Here is a 22,441-nt window from a genome sequence, read left to right as displayed (position 1 = left end):
GCTACCATCCAGATGCCGGAAGAATAGCTGAAAAGCGCGCAATAGCTGCCTTGTCTCCCGACGAGAGGCATTTCGCCAGCCTCCATTGAATCGTTTCAAGGAAAATGCCGACAGAAACCACCAAAATGGCTAAATCCACACATCATTGATTGCGGTTCTTTTCCCGGCCTGATCACCGGTGTTCAGCACACCACGCGGTTCGATCAGCAACAACTTCACCTCGCGTTCAGCGTAAGGCTTGTGTTCGATACCCTTGGGAACGACGTACATTTCTCCCTGCCCGACCACGACCGCCCCCTCTCGAAAATCGATGCGAAGCTCGCCTTCAAGGACGATGAAGGCTTCATCGGTATCGGCATGGGAATGCCAGACAAAGTCGCCTTCGATTTTCACCACCTTGAACTGATAGTCGTTCATTTCGGCAATCACCTTGGGCGCCCATTGCTCGCTGAACAGGGCATATTTTTCGGCAAAGTTAATCGCGGTACAGACCTGGGAATTCATTTAAGTCACCCTCACTGGACAAGATATCGAGCCCTGACTTTAGGGATGACCTGACGCTGCGTATTGCACGATTGTGCAAGTCGACCGGGGCCATTCTCAAGCAAGGCCCAACCTCTTCAGCCATCGGCCGGGTGAAACGCCATAGGTCTGGACGAATTGACGCGTCATGTGGCTTTGGTCGAAAAAACCTGCCCATACGGCCGCCTCTGCCATCGAATGGCCCCCAATCATCAATGCTCTTGCCAGGTCGAGCCGGCGTTGGGTCATGTACCGATAGGGGCTCGTACCGTACAGCGCACGAAAGTCGCGGCTCAGGCTCCAGCGATCCCGGCCACTCGCTTGCGATAACTCATCCAGGGTAATGACCCGATCCAGCGAGTCATGAATCAGCGCACGCGCGCGCTCGGCCGCTGCAAAATCAAACGACTTGCGCCGCCCACGCTGGCCAGAGAGCGTGTCCAGCACCTGCGCGAGATCATAAATAGCATCGTCTTCTTCCAGGGGCTCGATGCAAGCGTCGAGGTTTTGCAGCAGCACCTGGGTTGCGGCACCCAGCCGTGGGTCGCTCGATAAGCCGCCCTCGATAAATGGCAACGGCTTGCCGCCCAGTACCTTCTGAATCAAGGCCGGTTCGATGTAGATCATCCGGTAATGAAAACCCGCTTCGGTACCGGCCTCACCGTCATGCACCTCGTCCGGGTGCAAGACGATGGTTTTACCGGGCAGGCTGTGGCGTTGGGATTTGCGGTACTGGAAACTTTGCACACCCGACAGCGTTCGCCCGATGGCGTAAGTATCGTGGCGATGCGGCGTAAAGCCATGGCCGCCAAAAAAGGCTTCGATGCGCTCCATCTTCAACGGCTGCGCCGAGCGCTTGACCCAATCCTTGTTGCCCTTGGTCTTAGTCATGTCCCTGTACCACTCGAATGATGTCAGTACGTTACCAGTGCGAGCGTCTGCTGTCCCAGGCTCGTGACCCACCTGGATCGGGCCTCTCAGCGTAGCCGTAAAATTTGTCTGTTCCCCTCGTGAACCAGTTTTGAGACCCGCAGTCATAGCCGTGCCGTAAAAGACGCTCGCCCAAAGAAGCGCTCATGCGGTTATTGCTCATATTTATCCCACCCTTATCGTCGTCAACTCATCAGAGCTGTCTGTTCATGCGCCCGACTGTCCGCTGCTGCCGCTTTATTTCGCTGTGCCTGATGCCTTTGTTTCCGCTGTTCGCCAGCCCCGCACATGCCAGCGGGGAACGGCAATTGGTGGAAGTCATCAACGATTACCGCGCCGATCCCGACCGCTGCGCGGGGCGTGCGGTCAGGCCGTTACGGCCGCTGGCGCTGAAATCGGACTTGTCCTTGCCGATCGGCTATGGCGGTGGCTTACGGGAGGGGTTGAAGGCTAACGGCTATCAGGCGGTGACGGTGCGGACCATCCGTCTGGTCGGCGCGCAAGACGCCGATGAGGCGTTCGACATGCTTCAGAGCGATTACTGTGGGGCGCTGCTCGATACCCAATACGCCGACATCGGCGTCACTCGTGCCCGCAGCGAATGGCGAGTGGTACTGGCACAACCGGTGCTCGATGGGCGTATCGGCGATTCACGCGCCGCAGGCAAGACGTTGCTGGCGCAGGTCAACGCAGCACGAGCCAGACCACGCATGTGTGGGCGCCAACGCTTTGCCGCCGCGCGCCCATTAACCTGGAACGCCGCCCTGGGCGCCGCCGCGCAAGGCCACAGCAAGGCAATGGCCTACGGCAACTACTTCGCCCACCAGGACCCCGACGGCGATATGCCGGCGGATCGCGCCAGAGCCGCCGGTTACCGCGGCCGGCAGATCGGCGAGAACATCGCCGCCGGGCAAGGCTCGCCCAGCCAGGCGATGTCCGGCTGGCTGGCCAGCCCCGGGCATTGCGCCAACCTGATGAACCCGATGTTTACCCAGGTCGGCGCGGCGTATGCCAGCGATTCGCGCAGCAACAAAGGGGTTTATTGGACGATGCTGTTTGGCGCGCCTTGAGTGAGGGTTTCGAACCGTCCATAGAAAATGGCTGGCGCTGGGACTGGGGTCAGTCAGTCAGGGCTTGAACACCACACAGGCTCGTTCGCACAAGTTTGCGCCTACTTCAAATCGAGACAGTAGGTGTAGTAACCCGTATCGCGCACATAGCCCAATGACTCATACAACCGTTGCGCGAGGTGATTGTCCGTGGCCGTTTCCAGCACCATGCCCTTGGCGCCGGTCAACAGCGCAAAGGCTCGGGCGGTGTTCATCAGCAACGTCCCTACCCCTCTGCCGCGGGCGGCAGGTGTGGTGAAGAGGTCGTTGAGCAGCCAGGTGCGGTGGGCGTCGATAGAGGAGAACGTCGGGTACAACTGGACAAAGCCGAGCGCTTCGCCCGTGGAGTCCTCGGCGAAGAAAATCACCGATTCGTCCCTGGCGATGCGCTCTGCGATGAAAGCGCGAGACTGCATCAGGTTCGAGGGCTGGCCGTAAAAGCCTCGATAGGCGTCGAAGAGGCTGGCGACTTTATCGATGTGGGTTGCATCAACGCGCAGGACCTGGACGGCCATGTGGGTGGTCTCCGAACAGATGAGTTACTTCGGTTGCGCCACGGTGCGCAAATAAGGTTTCAGCGTCTTGAAGCCATCCGGGTATTTCTTCCTGGCGTCCTCATCGGAGACCGAAGTGGGAATGATGACGTCCTCGCCCGGACGCCAGTTCACCGGCGTGGCAACGGTGTGCTTGGCGTTCAGTTGCAGAGAATCGAGCAGACGCAGCACTTCATCGAAGTTGCGCCCGGCACTCATCGGGTAGATCAGCATCGCCTTGACCTTTTTGTCCGGGCCGATAATGAACACCGAACGCACCGTGGCATTGTCCACGGCAGTCCGTGCGCCGCCACTGGCATTCGGATGAATCATGTCGTAGAGCTTCGCCACCACCAGGTTCTCGTCGCCGATCATGGGGTAGTTGACCGCATGCCCCTGGGTCTCTTCGATGTCTTTGGCCCAGGTCTTATGGTTACTGACAGGGTCGACACTGAGCCCGACGATTTTGGTGTTGCGCTTATCGAACTCTGGCTTGAGCCCCGCCATATAGCCAAGTTCAGTGGTGCACACCGGGGTGAAATCCTTGGGGTGCGAGAACAGAATCGCCCACTTGTCACCGATCCACTCATGGAAATGCAACGGGCCTTCAGTGCTTTCAGCGGTAAAATCCGGTGCTTCGTCACCAATACGGATTGCCATGTTCGTTCTCCTTACTGTTGAGTCGTAGGGAAGTCGCCGGAATGCTGGCTGCTGTTCCGGCGGCATTCGGTGTCTGCGTTGAACCGTCAACGCGGATCAGTATAGGAGACGCTTGAGGACCCGGTAGTTAGCCGCGCGCCCGCCCTGCCCCCTTTGATGACCGGGCATTCACGCCTCTGAACTGCGCTCGACCGACACCGCAAGCGCTGATGTCCTGGCCAGCCAGTAATAGAGCATGCCCGGCGCCACCAGCCCGACGATCCAGGAAATATCGACACCGCCGAGCTGCGCGACCATTGGTCCGGAGTAGAAGTGAGTGTCGACAAAAGGCAGTTGGACCAACACCCCGAGCACATACACGCTGATCCCCAACACATTCCAGCGGCCATAACGCCCCGCCGGGTCGGACAACGCCGGGATGTCATAGCGTTCCTTGTTGATGAAGTAATAATCCACCAGGTTGATCGCGCTCCACGGCGTGAAGAACGTCAGCAGAAAGAGGATGAAGTACTTGAACGTACTCAGGAACGAGTACTGCCCCAACAGCGCCAGCGTGGTGGACGCGCCGACAATCGCCAGCACAAACAGCATGCGTTTGCCGGCGGATATTTCGAAGCCACGACGAAAGCCGCTGATGATGGTGGCCACGCACATGAAGCTGCCATAAGCGTTGAGAGTCGACACCGTGACCTTGCCGAACACCACGCTCAAGTACAGCAGGGAGGCCATCACCCCGGTACTGCCCAACCCGACGATGGTGGCGACTTCATGCCCGCGAAAATTCGCGCCCGCCAACGCAGCGGCGAACACCCCCAGCACCATGGAAGCCTGGGCACCCAGCACCGTTCCCAGGCCTACGGCGGTGAACGTCTTCCAGGACGAGGTCTTGCTCGGCAGGTAGCGTGAGTAGTCGGCCACATAAGGGCCGAATGCGATCTGCCAGGATGCGGAAAGAGACACCGCCAGCAGGAAAGTACTCCAGCCGAAATGGCGGTTTTCCAGTAACAGACCGATGTCATTGAGCGTCATCAGCCGGGTAAACAGATACACGAAGGCGATGATCCCCAGCACGCTGGCCACCCTGCCCACCAGGTGGATGACCCGATAACCGAAGAGGGTCAGAAACGCGATGCAGGAGGCGAAAATCAGGATGCCGGCGCTGTCGCTGACATGGACCAACTGGGCAATCGCCTGCCCCGACAGTACCGCGCCGGTGGCGCTGAAGCCAAGGTACATCAGGCACACCAGCACAATCGGAATCGCCGCCCCATAGACCCCGAATTGCACACGACTGGAGATCATCTGCGGCAGCCCGAGCTTGGGTCCTTGTGCAGCGTGCAGCGCCACCACCGCGCCGCCGAGCAACTGGCCGATCAGCAAACCAATGAGTGACCAGAACACATCGCCACCCAGCACCACGGCCAATGCGCCGGTCACAATCGCCGTGATCTGCAGATTGGCGCCGAGCCACAGGGTGAACTGGCTGTAGAGGCTGCCATGGCGCTCGGTTTCCGGGATGTAATCGATCGAACGTGTCTCGATCAGGGGACTTCGCTGCTGGGTATCGCTGATCTTGGTCATTTTTTTGTTCTCTTCTTATGGGGTAGACGCTAATACCGGTGAGTCGGTGTTAAACCTGTGGGAGCGGGCTTGCTCGCGAAGGCGGTGTACCCGGCAACATTGATGTCGACTGACACTCCCTCTTCGCGGGCAAGACGGATCACCGCACCGCCGCTCCCGCAGGGATTTCGCTTAACCGTACTAATCTGGGTCGCCAACGCAACGGCATTAAGGCATCAGATCCAACGGCATCACCTGCCCTTTTGTTCGCTCGTCATACCAACGCTGCAGAACATCGGGTAAGCGTCCTTTCCAGCCTGACACATTGGTGTAGTAACGGGCTCGGGAATTGTTCTGCTCATCGAACACCAGCAGCACTAGCCAAAATCGGACGTCTGCTGTACGCATGAAGATGGCGGCGTTGGTATTGCCCAGGCCGCGTACCCACATTTCAGTCACTTCGGCGCCCGGTAGGTCGTTCGACTCGTCGCCGATCAGCCTGGAACTGCTGCTGTCCACCAGCGCCTGGTAATCGTCCTTGAGCAATTGCCGCAACGCATCGTCTTCTTGCTGCGTACGCGCCAACCCCAGACTCAGCAGATCGTTTTCCAGAGCCAAGGGCTGTTCCGATGCGACATAACGCCCCGCATAGAACACGCCCATGCCCGCACCACAATCGGCATCGGCGCCGTCCTGGGTGACATCAAGCACGCCGTTGATGGCTTGGAAGGTCAACGCGCATTCACCTTCGACGTAATGCGCCTGAGTGCCATCCAGTTTGGCGACGCCATCCAGGTCGCCAGAGTTGGCGCCGCTCGCGGCAGAAACTTCGAACACGAGATGAGTCGAATCCCGGCGCTTTGTCTTCAGCTCAGCTCCCGTCGAAACGCCCCAGGGAATGCGTTGCCAAGTGGCGTCCCAGGTAAACGGAATGGCCGCGCGTTCGAGTTCAGTGATGCGCATCAGGTACTGTTGGCGCAGGCAATCGATTTGGTCTGCGCAGCGGTTACGTTGTTTCAACCACTGACGTTGGTCTGCCTTTAACGCTTTAGGGTCGGTGACTTTTTCCAGCGTAGAGCGCCAGACCGCTCCCATTTTTTGGTCCAGCTTCGACGTGTAAGCATCGGCGCAAATGGCTTTTTCACTGGAGCTGGCGGCGCTGGTGCAATCGAAGCTACTGGCATGGGCTGCGGCAGAGAATGCGAGAACCCCCAGCAGTAAAGCGCGGCGAGCGTCAGAGCAGAACAAGGTCGGGTGCATGGGCAGATTCCATTCTTTGAGCGCGCCAGTATGCCGAGACAAACGTGAAAAGGCGCTTGTTTTGGTATGGCTCACTCGCCACAAATCTCACAGGCAGCGTAAAGTCACGCTCATTCTCAAGGAGCAAAACATGGCTCATCCGTCGCCCCCGCCACCACGGGAAATTTATCTCTCGCAGACATCCGACCGGGATTTGTTCAATCGCATCGCCAGTGAATTGGCACGAGGGCTGGGCGGGACCTGGACGGCACAGATCAATGGGCTGGACCAGCGTTATTGGGACCTGGCCGTCGAGGGGCAGACGATTACGCTGCATCTGGAACACTACCTGGGGATCATGCTGCTGGTGGAGGACGCGGATCCGGACTGGATTGCGTCGGAGCGTTTTCAGGCGGTGGTGCGGCGGTTGCAGACGGATTGAACGATAACGGGCGCCATGATCGGCGCCCGTTTTATTTGAAGCGAGGGGGACATCTCATCCGGGAATCACGGGTGTTTTCAGATTTTGATTTCACTGGCCGGCACCACATCGATCCGCGCCACGGAACCGGTCAGATGCGCCAGATCCTTGTTGTGTTCGGCGATGATGTCATCGGCGCTCATCGTGCCATTGTCGATCGTGGAATGGCCGTCGGCGGCCAGCACCACGTCGTAGCCTCGCGATAATGCCTCGCGGACGGTGGCGTTGACGCAGCAGTCGGTTTGCAGGCCGCAGATGATCAGGCGGTCGACGTCCAGCTCTTGCAGATATTCATGCAGGTGGGTCTGGTAGAACGAATCCGGGGTGGTTTTGCGCACGCGCAGGTCTTGGGGTGACGTCTTCAGGCCTTCGGCCAGTTGCCAGCCTTCGGCGCCGTATTGCAGCAGATTGCCCTCTTCTTCGTGCTGGATCAGGATGACCGGAATATTGGCGGTTCGGGCTTTGCTGCTGAGGCCGTTGATGGTGTCGACGACGCGCTGGATGTTGAAGCATTCATACTCGCCGGCGCACAGCGCGCGTTGGACATCGATGATCAGGAGTGCGGTGCTCATGGCTTCCTTCCTTAGACAGGTCGCTGGAACGATGGATTTCAACTCCCTTCTAGCCTGTAGCCACTTGCGAGGCTACGTTTTGCGAGGATACGTTCAAGGGTCGGGGATCGAGGCCACCCAGGGAGTCGGGGTGGCCGATGATCGCCTGTATCAGTAACCGAGTGACAACCCGGTATTACGCCGAGGGTCATTCGCCCCATAGAAGCGGTTCTTGCCCACGGGCTTGCCTTCCAGCGAAGGCGCACCTACCAGAATAGCTGCAATATGGTTGGGGTCCTGTGGCCCGGCAAACTTGTGGCCCCAACTTTCGAGCATCTTCTTGGTGTCCGGGCTGGTGGCAAAGTTTTCCAGGTTGGTTGCTTCCGGCAGCCATTGCTGATGGAAACGCGGCGCATCCACCGCTTCCTGGATGTTCATGCCGTAGTCGATCACATTGAGGATGGTCAGCAGGGTTGCGGTGATGATGCGACTGCCACCGGGCGTGCCGACGACCATGACGACTTTGCCATCCTTGGTGACAATGGTCGGGCTCATGGACGACAGCGGTGCCTTGCCAGGGGCAATTGCATTGGCTTCGCCCTGCACCAGGCCGTACATGTTCGGCACGCCGATTTTCGAGGTGAAGTCGTCCATTTCATCGTTGAGGATGACCCCGGTTTTGCTCGCCATCACGCCGGCGCCGAACCAGTCATTGAGGGTGTAGGTCACCGACACCGCGTTGCCCCACTTGTCGACGATCGAGTAATGGGTGGTGTTGCTGCCTTCGTGGGGTGCCACGCCGGGTTTGAGCTCGCGGGACACGCCGGCCTTTTGCGGATCGATGGCGGCGCGGATTTTGGTCGCGTAGTTTTTATCCAGCAAATGGGCGATCGGATTTTTCACGAAGTCCGGGTCGCCGAGGTAGCTGTTGCGGTCTACATACGCGTGGCGCATCGCTTCGATCTGGTAGTGCATGGCCTGAGCCGAGCGGTAGCCGAGGTCTTTCATCGGGTAGCCGTCGAGGATGTTCATGATCTCGCAGATCACCACCCCGCCGGAGCTTGGCGGCGGTGCCGAGACCACGTGATAACCGCGGTAGTCGCACTCGATGGGTGCCAGTTCGCGGGTCTGGTATTTATCGAGGTCAGCCTGGGTGATGATGCCCTTGTTGGCCTGGCTGGAGGTGACAATGGCGTCGGCCACCCAACCTTTATAGAAACCGTCGGCGCCCTTCTCGGAAATTTCCCGCAGGGTTTTGCTCAAGTCTTTTTGTACGAGTTTCTGGCCGACCTGCATCGGCTCGCCATTGCTCAGGAAGATCGAACCCGAGTCGCGCATGTCTTTCTTGAAGACGTCTGTGGCGTACTCCAGCAAATCGACATCACCCTGCTCCAGCACAAACCCGTCTTCGGCAAGCTTGATCGCCGGGGCGATCACCTCCTTGCGGGGCTTGGTGCCGTATTTCTTCAGCGCCAACTCCATGCCAGACACAGTGCCCGGCACGCCAACGGCCAAGTGGCCACGGGTACTGAGATCAGGGATGACGTTGCCCTGCTTGTCGAGGTACATGTCGGCCGTGGCGGCCAGCGGTGCTTTTTCACGGAAGTCGAGGAAGGTCTTGCGCCCGTCCGCCAATTGAATCGTCATGAAACCGCCGCCGCCCAGGTTACCTGCCGCGGGGTACACCACCGCCAACGCATACCCCACAGCAACGGCTGCATCGACGGCGTTGCCGCCATTCTTGAGGACATCGACGCCGACGTGACTGGCCAGATGCTGGGCGGTGACGACCATGCCATTTTCGGCCGCGACCGGTGCAACGGAAGCCGCATGAGCCATCAGACAGCTCAGCGCCAATGAGGTCGCCATGAGCGATTTGGCAAAAGGTTCAAACTTCATGGGTCGGTCTCTTTTTTGTTTTTAGGCTCTGTGGAAAAACAGAGGGAACGGTTCAAAAGCAGTTGGCAAGTATGGCTGCTATTACGTATTGCGCCTCCCCGACGAGGCAGTATGCTGGGCGCCTGTTCAGCACGTGTGCGGAGTCCGCCGGCATGACCTACACCTTCACCACCCTGGCGTCGCCGGTCGGCGAGTTGAAACTGGTCGCGAAAGGCTCGCGGCTGGTAGCCATCCTCTGGGAAAACGACAAACCCGGCCGGGTAAGACTGGGGCCGATGAGTGAAGCGCTGGACAACCCGATCCTGATACGCGCCACGCAGCAGTTGCAGGAATACTTTGCCGGCACGCGCAATCACTTCGAACTGGAGCTGGACTTTGCCGGGACGGACTTTCAGAAACAGGTGTGGCAGGCATTGCTGACGATTCCGTTTGGCGAGACGCGCAGCTACAGCGATATCGCCCGGCAGATCGGCAATCCCAGCGCGGTTCGGGCGGTGGGCGCGGCCAACGGCAAAAATCCGATATCGATTGTCGCGCCGTGTCATCGGGTGATCGGGGCGTCGGGGAAATTGACGGGGTTTGCCGGGGGGCTTGAGGCCAAAGAGCGGTTGCTGACGCTGGAGGGCTGCGAATGGTCGGGGGCCGGCAGGATGGGTGATTTGTTTTGACTGAATGGGCACCGATACAAACAGCCCGATTTATTCATTCTCCAGCGCAAACGCCTCGACAATCTGCTCGATCACCGCTCGCACCCGTGCGGTGTGACGCAGGTCCGCATGGGTCACCAGCCACACTTCATACGGCAGCGGGCGCGTGCGTTCCGGCCAGAGCCTGACCAGCCCATCGCGCTCGCCCATGTACACCGGAACCTCCCCCACCCCGAGACCTGCGGCAATCGAACGACGCACCAGCAGGCTGGAACTCAGGCTGGCGACAATCCGCCCGCGGCTCAGGGGTTCCGAGACCAGGGTCATGTTCTTGTTGCCCTGCAAGTACGGCTGATACACCACCAGATCATGCCCCTCGAAGGCCGAGCCCGGTTGCGGCATGCCGTTGGCCTCGACATAACTTCGCGAGGCGAACAGCCCCACCGGCCAGCGTGCGATGCGCCGGGCGATCAGGTCGGGATTGTCCGGCCGGGTGTTGCGCACGGCGATGTCGGCTTCACGCTTGGCCAGGCTGAGGATTTGCGTGGAGGCGTCCAACTGCACTCGCACGTCGGGGTGCACTGCATGCAAACGAGCGATGGCCGGGATCAGAAAATCGATGGCCAGAGAATCGGTGGTGCTGACGCGCACATTGCCGATCAGTCGCTCGTCGAGGCCCTGAATCTGCCGCTCCAGCTCAAATGCCGAATGCTCCATCTTTTCCACCGATTGCAACGCCGCTTCACCGACCGCAGTGAGCGCATAGCCCTCGGAGGTGCGCAGAAACAAAGTCGCATTCAACGATTTTTCCAGCGCGGCGATACGCCGGCCGACGGTTGCCTGATCGACCTTCAGCACCCGCGCTGCGCCGCGTAAGGTCGATTCTCGACATACCGCCAAAAACACTCGCGCATCATCCCAATTCATAGTGTTTCCTGTAGTGATGCATATACGCATCATCGTAGCGCGAAATCGCTGCAATATTGCACCGGCGTTCCTCGATATGCTTGAGGCCAAGCACAAATTCACAGGACCGCTCCCATGCACAGCACCTCCCTCGACACTGGGCGCAGCGCGATCTGGCTGCCGATCTTCGCGGGCCTTTGCGCCAGCCTGGTCAGCATTGGCCTGGCGCGTTTTGCCTACACGCCGTTGATTCCGTCATTGATTCAGGCCCAGTGGTTTTCCGCCAGCGACGTGGTGTACCTCGGCGCCGCCAACCTGGTGGGTTACCTGATCGGCGCACTGATCGGCCATCCGCTGGCCCGTCGCACGTCCAACAAAGCCGCTTTGCGGCTGATGATGCTGGCGGTGACACTGGCATTTTTTGCCTGTGCCTTTCCGTTATCGGTGAGCTGGTTCTTCGGTTGGCGATTGCTATCGGGGATTGCCGGTGGCGCGATCATGGTGCTGGTGGCGGCGACCGTGTTGCCCCATGTGCCCGCCTCGCGCCGAGGCCTGGCCAGCGGTGCGATTTTCCTGGGCATCGGCTTGGGCATCGCCGGCTCAGGCACCCTCGTTCCGCCACTGCTGAGCCTTGGCTTACAGAACACTTGGCTTGGGCTCGGCGCCTTGGCCTTGATTCTGACCGCCGCCAGCTGGTTTGGCTGGCCGTCATCCGTTGCCAATGAAACAGCTGCACCGCACGCTCAGCACACCAAATCGCCGATTGATCCCAACCTTTATCTACTGTTTGCACAGTACGCGTTCATGGCTGCCGGGCTGGTGCCAGCCATGGTGTTTCTGGTGGATTACGTGGCCCGCGGTCTCGGTGCCGGGCCCCATGTCGGTGCACTGATCTGGGTGATGTACGGCCTCGGCGCGATTGTCGGTCCGGTGAGTTATGGCTTTCTGGCCGATCAATTGGGGGCGAAGCTGAGCATCCGCCTGGTGCTGGTGGTGCAGGCGATTGCCGTCGGCCTGCTGGCTATATCGAGTTCGTTCACCGCCCTGGCCCTGCTGGCAGTCATCCTCGGTTCCTTCCCGCCGGGCATCGTGCCGCTGGCGCTGGCCCGGGTGCATGAGCTGGTACCGCAACACCATCAACAGCAAGTGGCCTGGAGCCGCGCCACGGTTTCATTCGCAACCTTTCAGGCCATTGCCGGTTTTGCCTACTCGGCGCTGTTCAACGTCAGCGGCGGTCATCACGGGTTACTGTTCGTCATCGCGGCCGGGGCCATCGTCGTCGCGCTCTTGCTGGAACAGGCCTTGCGCTTGTTGAAGCTAAGGGACCGGATGATGCCGATGAGTTGTTCATGATCGCGCAACACAAGTTTGCGGCTATCGATAACCACGCGCCTGCACGTTGAACAACTGCGCATAACGCCCACCCGCCGCGACCAGGCTGTCGTGATCACCCCGCTCAAGGATCGCCCCCTGGTCCAGCACGATGATGTGGTCGGCATTGCGTACGCTGGAGAAGCGGTGAGATATCAGCAACGTCATGCGCCCTTCAGTGTGTTGGCTGAAATGCTCGAACACCGCAGCCTCCGCCGCCGGGTCCAGGGCTGAGGTCGGTTCATCCAGAATCAGGATATCGGCGTCGCGGCGCATGTAAGCGCGAGACAAGGCAATCTTTTGCCATTGCCCACCGGACAGCTCTTGCCCACCGGCAAACCATCGCCCCAACTGCGTGGCATAACCACGATCCAGACGCTCGATGAAGGGCGCAGCCATACCCTCGGCGGCCGCTTGCTGCCAACGGGTTTCATCGTTGAACGCCAGGGTATCGCCGACACCAATGTTCTCGCCGACGGAGAACTGGTAGCGAATGTAGTCCTGGAAGATCACGCCGATGCGCCGTCTCAGCGCCTCTTCTTCCCAGGCCTGCAAATCACTGCCATCCAACAGAATGCGGCCCTGATCAGGGCGATACAGCCGCGTCAGCAACTTGATCAGCGTGGTTTTGCCCGAGCCGTTTTCCCCCACCAGCGCAACACTGTGTCCGGGCAACAGGTGCAGATCGATGCCCTGCAAAGCAGCGCGGCTCGCCCCCGGATAACGGAAACCGACACTCTCGAAACGCAACCCATCGCCAGGCACCGCACCCACGGTAAGGCTTCCGGCATCGGCCACCACCGGCTCAGCCAAATACTCATAGAGGCTCGACAGGTAAAGGCCATCTTCATAGAGACCGCTGATCGCGCTCAAGCTGCTGCTCACCGCCGTCTGCCCCTGCTTGAACAGCACCAGGTACATGGTCATTTGCCCGAGGCTGATGCTGCCGTGAACGGTATCGACCACGACCCACGCATAGGCCAGATAAAACGCCGCGGTGCCCAGCAGCCCCAGTACAAATCCCCAGCCATCGCGACGCAATGTCAGGCGCCGGTCTTCGGCGTAGAGACGAGCAAACGTATCCCGATAACGCTGCAACAACAGCGGCGCGAAGCCGAACAGTTTCACCTCTTTGATGTAGCCCTCATGGGAGAGCAGTGTCTCGATGTAGTTCTGCTGCCGACTCTCCGGTGCCCGGCGCGTGAACAACCGAAAGGCATCTCCGGAAAAGTGCGCTTCGGCAAAGAACACCGGCAACGCCCCGACCACCAGCAGCACCAGCGCCCAAGGCGAAAAATGCACCAGCAACACACCGAAGCTGATCAACACGATGAGGTTCTGGATCAGCCCCAGCGACTTCATCACCAGCGCCAACGGCCGGGTCGATGCTTCGCGCCGAACCCGAACCAGCTTGTCGTAGAACTCGGAATTCTCGAATTGCACCAACGATAACGTCTGGGCCTTCTCCAGAATCATCGTGTTAACCTTCTGCCCCAACTGCACCCGCAACAACGACTGCTGCACCGACAACGCGCGCTGCGTCCCGGACAGCAACGCAAGCACGCCCGCTTCAAACAGCACATAGCGCACGACCGGCCACAACGGCGCGCTGCCCTGTTGCGCGTGCAACTGCATGGCGGTAACGACCGCGTCGACAATCCGCTGCCCCAACCAGGCCGCCAATGCGGGCAGCACCCCGGCAATCAGTGTCGCCAGCACCAACCCCAGGAACAGCCCGCGTGATGTTCCCCAGACCAGCAGCAAGGCACGCCTCGCTTGGTCGAGCAAAGAGGCGAAACGGGTAAGGACAGGCATAGGGCAATGGGCTCGGTGGCGGATGTAGAGGGGCGCGGCAGGTCATACGGTATGCGGAATGAGCAACGCCCACTTACGTGGATATGAGGCGATAAGCCTCGCCTCGTCCATAGGAAAAACATCTAAAAAAGCACTGCCGCTCACCACGTTTTAGCGCTTTGCTATGAGGAGTCAATGCCCATCTGGATTGCAAGACGAACCTGATCGTCCAACCGATGTGCCCCACTCAATGAACGGGAGCAGAACATGAAAATCAACCCTTACCTGATCTTTAACGGCAACTGCCAGGACGCCTTCAACTTCTACGCCAAAAGCCTGCCAGGCCAGATCGAAGTCATGATGACCTTCGGCGAAACCCCGGCTCGCGAGCAGGTGTCGACAGACTGCCACAGCCTGATCATTCATACTCGCCTGCTGGTAGGCGACCAGGCAATCATGGGGTCGGATACCACACCTGATCGCCCCAGCGCAGGTATGAGCGGATGTTCGGTTTCGTTGAATGTCGACAGTGTGGCTGAGGCGGAGCGAGTGTTCGCAGCACTGGCGGAAGACGGCAATATTCAAATGCCACTAGAGACAACATTCTGGGCCGCCCGTTTCGGGATGCTGGTCGATCGGTTTGGCGTGTCATGGATGATTAATTGCGAAAAGGATCAATGAGCGGGTCTGCCCCCCCGGTTAGTCCATAAGTCTAATGGCTCTTTAATATCAACTTTGGCTTTTTTTATTCAATAACCAGACGAAATAACTACCTCGTTCACAAAATCAAATTTTGATACAAAATATTACGAATATAATGCAAAATGAGTCAATTAATATACCCACTCTCATTTGCCCTAAAAAGAGGCGACAGTTGAACTGGCGCCTTTCGAGCGCGCACCCAAACTGCCATAGAACACCGTGGAATATCCTTATAAATCAAATCCAGATATCAAAAATGCGGACTTTCGCACAATTTATACGCAAGACTTCTCAGTGATGCCTCGTTCTGTAGCCTGATCCGCGGATCAGCCACGCTTCAGTGTTGGTCATAGAAAAGTCAACCCAGCCGGCCTAGTCCGGCGCCAAGCGGCTCACCAACTAAGCCGGGTATCAGAAAATCAAATTGGCTAAAGCCTCCACAGTTGGCTATGCCATTGAATCAGCTGAAACTATTGACGATGGAATGAGGTCTGTTCACAAGGCTGAAATGTTATAAAAAGTCAGATAACTTCAGTATTTTGTGTATTAAGATTGCAACGCCAGCACATATGAGTAATTTGCATGATGAGTACTGAGAGCAAAATCGAAAATAGCCAGAAGGGTATTCTCGCTATTGGGCACACTTGGCGCTCGACAGAGAAACTTCGGCAGTTATTTGTACCCAATCTCACACATGTTTATACATTAGATTACCCAAACCTGCCAAACCTTGATAACGGAGTGCATCCGCACGACGCGGTATTGATCGACATTGAAAGTCCTTCCATCCTTGATGACTGCCTGGCACTCATTAAAAAGTTACGGACAACTCCATCGGAACTGGCCATTATCGTTGCAATCAATTTTCGCGCTCCGCAAACCAAAATTGAATGTTACCTGGCCGGCGCCGATCACTGTATCAATGTACCGAACGACCAAGATGAAAAAGCCAGGTTAATTTCGGAACTGCTCGAAACACCTGAATGGCAGCCCGCCATCAAGTTGACCCTGGACCAGACATGCCTGCACTTATACAACAATGAGTTCAAACTGGATCTGGCCTATCAGGAAATGAAAGCTTTGGATGCGCTTATTAACGCAGAAGGCAATATCCTGCACCATGACTCCATGGCCGAATCCATGGGTTTGAATATAAAGCTTTATGATTCACGCGTTCTTGAAAAGTCCATTAGCCGACTGCGAAATAAAATCAAAAAGCATTTTGGTATTAACATTATTCACAGCGTTCGCGGTTATGGCTATCGATTGCTTCGAGGCGTTGTATCAGTAAAACAAACAAATTTTCACTCTTAAAGGGACTACATGATGGAGCCCGGCAGGCAATATACAGTGCAAGATAACTTTGAATTGGTTTTCTTCAGGCAATCGATTCTTAAACGAAACGATGAACTGTTCGGCAGTGAGATTTATGCCAAGGCAACCAAACAGCAGACACCCCTGAACAAGGGGTATCAGCCATTGCATCCCGATCACCCGTTGGCGGTTTATCGTGAAGTACTGATGCGGATCCAATTAAATGCCCTTTCACAGATCGAGGCCATCCCCCCCGTACAGACACCCAATAAACTGTTCGTGACCATGAACCAATCCGCGTTGTTGGATAAAGCGTTCATCAAGGAACTGAACGACGCTCAAACGACACTCAAGAATCATGGGCAACAGTTAATCCCCAGCATTAACGGCAGTTCGGCTCTTTCTTTCAACCTCAAAGAAAAAAGAACCATTATCAATCACATTCATTTATTGAAGGACAACGGGATCGAGATCGCTTTCGACGGCTATGACTTAAGCGATGACAGCGCGGAAAAACTAGTCAGCCCGAAGCTGTTCGACTACATAAAAGTGGACTTGACCCGATCCAATTTCGACATCATGGTCGATAACAGTCAGGACTTCTTCAACAGGTCTTACGACTGCCTGAGCGGCATGATCCATGACAGCAAGGTCAAGTTCATCGCGGACCGGGTCGAGCACAAAGCACTGCACACACTAGCCCGTAGCATGCCTTTCGATTTTTTCCAGGGGAGATACTACTCTCCGACTGAGGTTATTTAAGCTTTAAAAATTTCACCAAACTAGGAAGGAGCCTTATTGTGAATACACCTAACAACAGCTTTCTAATTTTCACCCGAGATCAACTGGCACGACAAGCCATAGAATCGCTTCTCGCACAACGCCTGTATTTATCTTTTGAAATCGAATCTGCAAAACTCAGCAGCGAACGCATCCGCAAGAGTCGATTCACGCACATCCTGCTCGACCAGGCCGATATCTCGCTGAGCGATGTCAGCTTTATCCGCAAGAATCAAAAAGATGCGGAAATCATACTCATAACTCCCAACTCGGAACATTCAGAACTCCATCACTTCTCGCACTTCGGGGTTGATGGCTTTCTCAAGAAACCGGTGGCAGACGCAGAGTTCATCTCAGCAGTCAGCCGGGTTAAAGAGTCACGGGGTAATCCCGACATCTGGTGGTTTAATGCCGACGACAGAACATTAATCAAGGAAGATATAACCATCCCATTGACTGGCACCGAATCGTTAATGCTCACCCAACTGATCATCAGTGATCGACGGGTACTCAGCAAGAATGATCTTATTCTACGCATCGATAAAGACCCGGAGAATTACAGCGGCCTTGAAATGTGCTTGAGCCGGTTACAGAAAAAATTCAAAACCGCCGCCAACGGGGAGCGCCTGATCCGTTCGGTCAGAAACCGTGGTTATTGCCTGGCACAAAGGATAAGAATCGCATACTGAGTGAGATCGCAAAAACAATAACAATAAATGCGACTTCTCACACCACTCGATACCGCTGACTGCCTGCCCCCCTCACCTTGTACTTCCCGCCGCCTGTCCTTCACACGTCCTTCTATCCATAGTTCCTGCCGGGTTTCCTTCCATGGCGGGCAAACGCTTATCGGAATGCTGCAATTATATAGACGATTTAGCGATGCCCTCCTAATAAAAGAGCACGACCTTTTATAACAAGAGCCCTGGAAATGGCGTCCGTTATAATTCGTCTGACACCCACAAAGATTAAGGTACTAGTATAAAAACCGGACACTGAGACAACCGTATCAGCTGACTAGAAAACAACATTCGGATGGCCAGCCATAGCCCGCGTTATTCCCTTCCAATAATAAAAACAATTTCTGACCGAACTGCGCTCGCTCAGCCTTTGCGCGTGGCTGCCATTTATTAACCGTCGACTGATACACAACGTGGCGCACGCCCGAGGGACACCGCGATGGTACATAATCGTATTAATCGAAACAGCATATCCAAAGGACTGACCTTCTGGGGGCAATGGATAATTGCCATCACTTCAGTCAATGCGTTGTTATTTGCTCTGGCGCTGTACCAGACAGGAGAAATCGAAGCTCATTATCGCGTACTTGCAGTGCTGACTTTCCTGGGCTCGGTCCCTTCTTACTCCCTGCTGCTGGTCTATCACAAGCAACATGGTTACCTCTCCGGACTGGGTCGACTGCTGCTGGGGTGGCTGCTGACACTGGCCGGCCTGACCAGCATCGGCTTTCTCAGCAAGACCAGCGAATTGTTCTCCCGGGAAATCATCCTGGTCTGGGCGGTGGCCGGTTATTGCGTGCAGGCTCTGCTGTACCTGCCTTTGCACAGTTTTTCCAGGCACTACCATCGGCAACTGCACAGCCAATACAACACCCTGATCATTGGCACCGACCAACTGGCAGTGAATCTGGCGGACAAGCTGGCCAAAACCGAGTTTCCGCCGCTGGTGGGCCTGATCAGCTCTAAACCCAACGAGCTGTCGACCAACGTCAATACCCACCGGATCGTGGGCCAGTTGCAGGAGCTGCGCGAGCTGATCCGGGTGCACGATGTCCGGCGGTTGTACATCGCGCTACCCTTGAGCGAAGCCAAACAGGTCGAGGCGCTGTACATCGACCTCCTCGATTCGAATGTGGATGTGGTCTGGGTCCCCGACCTGGGCAGCATGACGTTGCTCAATCACTCCGTCAGCGAACTGGATGGCCTGCCTGCCATTCACCTCAACGAAAGCCCGCTGACCAGTTATCCGACGGCGGCGCTGAGCAAGACCTTGTTAGACAGAGGCCTCGCCGCCCTCGCGCTGATCGGCTTCAGTCCACTGCTGCTGGTGATCGCCGTCGCGGTGAAGATCTCCTCCCCCGGCCCGATCATCTTCAAACAGGAACGGCACGGCTGGAACGGCAAGATCATCAAGGTATGGAAATTCCGCTCCATGCGCCTGCACGACGACCACCAGGTCCGTCAGGCCGGCCGTGAAGATCCGCGCATTACTCCGGTCGGCCGTTTCATTCGACGCACCTCCATCGATGAACTGCCGCAGTTCTTCAACGTGCTGCAAGGCCATATGGCACTGGTCGGCCCGCGGCCACATGCGATTGCCCATAACGACTACTACACCGGCAAGATCCAGGCTTACATGGCCCGTCATCGAATCAAACCGGGCATCACCGGGCTGGCCCAGATCAGTGGCTGCCGTGGCGAAACCGAGACACTGGACAAAATGCAAAAGCGCGTGGAGATCGACCTCAACTACATCAACAACTGGTCGTTGTGGCTCGACATCAAGATCCTGATCAAGACTCCCTTCACGCTCTTTTCCAAGGACATTTATTAACCGCTGCGATTCACCCCCCGCCTTTTCTTCAGCTTGTGGCTAACAACGCCACAATCCGGGCAGTCAGATCTCTGACTGCCCGAGCCTCTCTCCCCCGCCTCACCCCATTCGCCCTCTGTTTTGTAGCAGCTGCCAACGGCTGCGTTCGCCCGTAGCAGCTGTCGAGCCTGCGAGGCTGCGTTCGGCTGCGCAGCAGTCGTGAATCCGGCTGACGTGGTTTGCCTGATGCACCGCAAGTTCTGGTTTGACGACTGCTGCGCAGCCGAACGCAGCCTCGCAGGCTCGGCAGCTGCTACAGATTGCATTACGGAACATATGCCGGATGGAGTGGCAAGAGAGGTGTTGCTGGAGGGGGGGGGATATAGCGAGGGTCAACGGTTACAACATGCCGACAAACTGCAAGGTGCCTAACGCCTTTTCAACGTACCCAGTACCTTGAAATCAATAACCCCATTAACACGCCGATACTATTTGCCAGCATGTCGTAGGGCGAGGCCGTACGCAGCGGCATCATACCTTGCGCGAGCTCAATGAGTACGCCTGCGAGCAAACACCCCAAGGCTGTCCAGGTAAACTTCACATTGGGGAAAGCCAAACGGCAACTGCATGCAAATACCAGAAAGCCGATCCAGTGATGCAGCTTGTCCTCTTCGACGAACAGCTCAGGGATCGGCTGAGGGCGCAAACCTGCGTACAACAGGATCACCGTCACAGCGGCAAAGGCCAGGCTCCGGAGCCAGAATGGCAACTCGACCAAGCCTTTGAGCCGTGTGATCATTCGGTGATTTTCTCGAAGTTGTTGTAGAACAGGTCGCTGTTGCGCCCGTCGGTCATGGTCTGCAACGAGTAGGAACGGTTCAGGCGTGCACCGCCATCACGGGTCAGTGGCGCCCAGACGATATTGGCACGGCGCATGGTCGAGGTACTCATCAACTCGTCGAACGGGATGGAAACATAGATCCCCTTGTCGAAGCTGCCCTCGCCATATTCCGCCTTCGACGCAGTGGTCAGAGTCACCCAGGCGCCAAACTTCACGCCGTTCTTGAACTCCCGCGACAAGTCGATGGTAGTGCCCCAGTCCCGTGCCAGATAACGCCCGACGCTGACCGCTGCAAGCATGTCATTGGGCAATTCAGTATAGCTGGTGACATGACCCGTTATGGTCTGGTAATCGCGCAGGCCGAAGCCCTGGTCAAAATCCCGTTGACGCACGAAATTCAGATCGGCACCCACCGACCAGCGTTTCCCGTTCGGTCGATACAGCACTTCGCTGCCGACCCCGGCATACATGGATTCCAGATAGCCGCCATAGACCATGCCATACCAGTCCCGATCCAGCTGCGCCGCATGGTTGAACTGGAATGTCGGCATCATCACATCGGAGGTGGTCAGGTATTGACGCAAATCGGTGCGCACTCGCGGCAAACCGCTCGGTGCATCGTAGGTGAACTTGTCGTAGTTGTTCAGCAGGTTGGCACTGAGCAGGCCGCTCCACCAGGTATTGCGGGTGAAACGGTACTCCGCGTCGGCATCGGCGGTGAACTGATAGAGCAGTCCGTCGGGGCCGCCGATGTTCTGTTTGTAGCCCAGGCCCAAGCCATAGGTGAATGGCTCCAGCGCCTGGGTGTAGAGCGTGGTTTCCCGGTGTGCAGTCGCCGGATTGACCTCGGTCGTACGGTGCAGATCCTTCAGCGGCTGGTCGTTATTCACCACCGCACGGAAGGTTTCTCGCGGCACGCTGGTTTCTTCGATAGACATGTCATAACGCTGATTGACCAGGGTGAACCAGTCGATGTCCTGATTGACGCTGTTATCGAGAATCCGGCTGGCCCGCCCGACGGCTTTGGACGGATAAAAATAGCGGGACTGCTCGCCATATACCATCAACTCCGAACCGCGTTGAGTGATTCGCTTGACCTTGTACCCGGCATTTTGCTGCAGCCGGTTGGAGACATCGGCCCAGTTCACTTGATCGGGCGGGGTCGAGGGTGCCTGCGCCGGCAGCCGCTCGGCGGGAGGGTCATAGGTCTTGACCGGTGCCTTGCGGCTGACAAAGTTGGTGTGCAGGGTGATCCCGAACATTGCCGTATTGCCGCGTTCCCAGCCGGCGCTCAAGTCGACGCTATCGGCAAGTTTGTAGACCACGCCGACGTTGATCGGCAGGTCTTGCTTGAGCGGGTTGTTCAGTGGCTCGTTCTTGTAGTCGTTGCCCTCGTACTCGATCTTCAGGCTCAGCGGATCCCACGGCGTTTGATAGGCAATCCCGCCAAATAACGAAGGGCGCCCCCTGAAGTAAGCATTGGTATTCACGTCCCCTGCCCTGGCAACAACTGCGGAGCTCTGCGGGCGGTCGTTGAACTGGCTGCCGAAAACCGAAAGCGGGTTACTGAAATCCCCTCGATTACCCAGATAGCCCCAGGCAACGCCCAGGCTGAAATCGAGGTCGCCATAACGTTTGTTGGCGACGAAATACTCGCTGGAAAACAGCCCGGTACCACCGATGTCCCGCGCACCGATGGCGACCTGCGGTGCCCAGTGACTTTCTTCCCAAAGCCGCGCCTTGACGTCGATAGCCTTGTCTTTGAAGCTCTGATCACCGCTCAATTCTTCGGTGCCGTACCTGCGGTTGGAGATTGCGGTGTAACGAAACGAGCCCTCCAGCCAATCAAGTGGCTGCAAGGAAAAACTGTAGCGCGAATAAGGGTCGGTACGACTGGCCGTGACGCTCAACTCCCCCGCCGGGGCCATGCGCGCGGTGGGGGTCTGTAACAGACCGACGCCACCAAAATCACTCTGGGTGTAGCGCGGTTCACCATGAACCAATCCGCAGGGCAGGAGCAATACAGCAGCAAAATGTAACTTCAACGGG

Annotated in this window: 21 protein-coding genes; 9 read left to right on the top strand and 12 right to left on the bottom strand. The window is 57.2% G+C overall.

Annotation, left to right across the window (positions count from 1 at the left end; all coding sequences use genetic code 11):
* Nucleotides 1-129: 129 nt before the first annotated feature.
* Complete coding sequence (locus tag AC30D7_RS08955; protein WP_490133782.1) at nucleotides 130-504, bottom strand: cupin domain-containing protein; 375 nt, start codon at nucleotides 502-504, stop codon at nucleotides 130-132.
* Between the two features lie 96 nt (nucleotides 505-600).
* On the bottom strand, nucleotides 601-1,413 hold the full coding sequence (locus tag AC30D7_RS08950) for an AraC family transcriptional regulator (protein ID WP_490133781.1): 813 nt from the start codon (nucleotides 1,411-1,413) through the stop codon (nucleotides 601-603).
* Between the two features lie 248 nt (nucleotides 1,414-1,661).
* Here AC30D7_RS08950 and AC30D7_RS08945 point away from each other — a divergent pair, with 248 nt between their 5' ends.
* Nucleotides 1,662-2,522, top strand: coding sequence for a CAP domain-containing protein (locus AC30D7_RS08945; protein ID WP_018928247.1), 861 nt, complete (start codon nucleotides 1,662-1,664; stop codon nucleotides 2,520-2,522).
* Between the two features lie 101 nt (nucleotides 2,523-2,623).
* On the opposite strand, the gene AC30D7_RS08940 is transcribed toward AC30D7_RS08945, so the two are convergent.
* The 4 genes from AC30D7_RS08940 to AC30D7_RS08925 form a co-directional block, all read right to left on the bottom strand.
* A complete protein-coding gene (locus tag AC30D7_RS08940; RefSeq protein WP_018928248.1) occupies nucleotides 2,624-3,076 on the bottom strand; it encodes a GNAT family N-acetyltransferase in 453 nt (150 codons plus the stop codon).
* Nucleotides 3,077-3,100: 24 nt separating this feature from the next.
* A complete protein-coding gene (locus AC30D7_RS08935; protein WP_018928249.1) occupies nucleotides 3,101-3,754 on the bottom strand; it encodes a peroxiredoxin in 654 nt (217 codons plus the stop codon).
* A 168-nt stretch (nucleotides 3,755-3,922) separates the two neighbouring features.
* Nucleotides 3,923-5,335 (bottom strand): purine-cytosine permease family protein, encoded by a 1,413-nt coding sequence (locus tag AC30D7_RS08930; protein WP_490133780.1) that lies wholly within the window; start codon nucleotides 5,333-5,335, stop codon nucleotides 3,923-3,925.
* 207 nt (nucleotides 5,336-5,542) lie between these two features.
* Nucleotides 5,543-6,574 (bottom strand): lysozyme inhibitor LprI family protein, encoded by a 1,032-nt coding sequence (locus tag AC30D7_RS08925; protein WP_490133849.1) that lies wholly within the window; start codon nucleotides 6,572-6,574, stop codon nucleotides 5,543-5,545.
* A 130-nt stretch (nucleotides 6,575-6,704) separates the two neighbouring features.
* Here AC30D7_RS08925 and AC30D7_RS08920 point away from each other — a divergent pair, with 130 nt between their 5' ends.
* Nucleotides 6,705-6,995 carry a DUF3630 family protein gene (locus tag AC30D7_RS08920; RefSeq protein WP_490133779.1) on the top strand — a complete coding sequence of 97 codons (291 nt, stop codon included), beginning with the start codon at nucleotides 6,705-6,707 and terminating at the stop codon, nucleotides 6,993-6,995.
* 77 nt (nucleotides 6,996-7,072) lie between these two features.
* Here the strand turns inward: AC30D7_RS08920 and AC30D7_RS08915 are convergent, their stop codons facing one another.
* Both AC30D7_RS08915 and ggt read right to left on the bottom strand, forming a co-directional pair.
* A complete protein-coding gene (locus AC30D7_RS08915; RefSeq protein WP_490133778.1) occupies nucleotides 7,073-7,606 on the bottom strand; it encodes a cysteine hydrolase family protein in 534 nt (177 codons plus the stop codon).
* Between the two features lie 150 nt (nucleotides 7,607-7,756).
* On the bottom strand, nucleotides 7,757-9,484 hold the full coding sequence (gene ggt / locus AC30D7_RS08910) for a gamma-glutamyltransferase (RefSeq protein WP_490133777.1): 1,728 nt from the start codon (nucleotides 9,482-9,484) through the stop codon (nucleotides 7,757-7,759).
* Between the two features lie 152 nt (nucleotides 9,485-9,636).
* Between ggt and AC30D7_RS08905 the strand changes: the two genes are divergently transcribed.
* On the top strand, nucleotides 9,637-10,152 hold the full coding sequence (locus AC30D7_RS08905; protein WP_490133776.1) for a methylated-DNA--[protein]-cysteine S-methyltransferase: 516 nt from the start codon (nucleotides 9,637-9,639) through the stop codon (nucleotides 10,150-10,152).
* Between the two features lie 30 nt (nucleotides 10,153-10,182).
* Here the strand turns inward: AC30D7_RS08905 and AC30D7_RS08900 are convergent, their stop codons facing one another.
* Nucleotides 10,183-11,058 carry a LysR family transcriptional regulator gene (locus AC30D7_RS08900; RefSeq protein WP_490133775.1) on the bottom strand — a complete coding sequence of 292 codons (876 nt, stop codon included), beginning with the start codon at nucleotides 11,056-11,058 and terminating at the stop codon, nucleotides 10,183-10,185.
* 114 nt (nucleotides 11,059-11,172) lie between these two features.
* On the opposite strand from AC30D7_RS08900, the gene AC30D7_RS08895 reads away from it, so the two are divergent.
* The gene (locus tag AC30D7_RS08895; protein WP_490133774.1) at nucleotides 11,173-12,390 is read left to right on the top strand and encodes a YbfB/YjiJ family MFS transporter; all 1,218 of its coding nucleotides are present in this window, start codon (nucleotides 11,173-11,175) and stop codon (nucleotides 12,388-12,390) included.
* Nucleotides 12,391-12,411: 21 nt separating this feature from the next.
* Here AC30D7_RS08895 and AC30D7_RS08890 read toward each other — a convergent pair whose 3' ends face one another.
* Entirely contained in the window at nucleotides 12,412-14,223 is a 1,812-nt protein-coding gene (locus AC30D7_RS08890; RefSeq protein WP_019581993.1) for an ABC transporter ATP-binding protein, read from the bottom strand.
* A gap of 246 nt (nucleotides 14,224-14,469) precedes the next feature.
* Between AC30D7_RS08890 and AC30D7_RS08885 the strand changes: the two genes are divergently transcribed.
* The 5 genes from AC30D7_RS08885 to AC30D7_RS08865 all read left to right on the top strand — a co-directional run bounded on the left by AC30D7_RS08885 (nucleotide 14,470) and on the right by AC30D7_RS08865 (nucleotide 19,572).
* The gene (locus tag AC30D7_RS08885) at nucleotides 14,470-14,883 is read left to right on the top strand and encodes a VOC family protein (RefSeq protein WP_490133773.1); all 414 of its coding nucleotides are present in this window, start codon (nucleotides 14,470-14,472) and stop codon (nucleotides 14,881-14,883) included.
* Nucleotides 14,884-15,486: 603 nt separating this feature from the next.
* On the top strand, nucleotides 15,487-16,218 hold the full coding sequence (locus AC30D7_RS08880) for a winged helix-turn-helix domain-containing protein (RefSeq protein ID WP_490133772.1): 732 nt from the start codon (nucleotides 15,487-15,489) through the stop codon (nucleotides 16,216-16,218).
* A 12-nt stretch (nucleotides 16,219-16,230) separates the two neighbouring features.
* Nucleotides 16,231-16,980 (top strand): EAL domain-containing protein, encoded by a 750-nt coding sequence (locus AC30D7_RS08875; RefSeq protein ID WP_490133848.1) that lies wholly within the window; start codon nucleotides 16,231-16,233, stop codon nucleotides 16,978-16,980.
* Between the two features lie 38 nt (nucleotides 16,981-17,018).
* Complete coding sequence (locus AC30D7_RS08870) at nucleotides 17,019-17,687, top strand: winged helix-turn-helix domain-containing protein (RefSeq protein WP_490133771.1); 669 nt, start codon at nucleotides 17,019-17,021, stop codon at nucleotides 17,685-17,687.
* Nucleotides 17,688-18,177: 490 nt separating this feature from the next.
* Nucleotides 18,178-19,572, top strand: coding sequence for an undecaprenyl-phosphate glucose phosphotransferase (locus AC30D7_RS08865; protein WP_490133770.1), 1,395 nt, complete (start codon nucleotides 18,178-18,180; stop codon nucleotides 19,570-19,572).
* Nucleotides 19,573-19,990: 418 nt separating this feature from the next.
* Here the strand turns inward: AC30D7_RS08865 and AC30D7_RS08860 are convergent, their stop codons facing one another.
* Nucleotides 19,991-20,350 (bottom strand): VanZ family protein, encoded by a 360-nt coding sequence (locus AC30D7_RS08860; RefSeq protein ID WP_490133769.1) that lies wholly within the window; start codon nucleotides 20,348-20,350, stop codon nucleotides 19,991-19,993.
* On the bottom strand, nucleotides 20,347-22,437 hold the full coding sequence (locus AC30D7_RS08855; protein ID WP_490133768.1) for a YjbH domain-containing protein: 2,091 nt from the start codon (nucleotides 22,435-22,437) through the stop codon (nucleotides 20,347-20,349). The genes AC30D7_RS08860 and AC30D7_RS08855 overlap by 4 nt, the downstream gene beginning before the upstream one ends.
* Between the last annotated feature and the right edge of the window lie 4 nt (nucleotides 22,438-22,441).

Source organism: Pseudomonas sp. DF5 (assembly GCF_058148225.1).
Note: the sequence above shows the minus strand (reverse complement) of the source record. Positions and strands in the feature narration are given on the sequence as shown.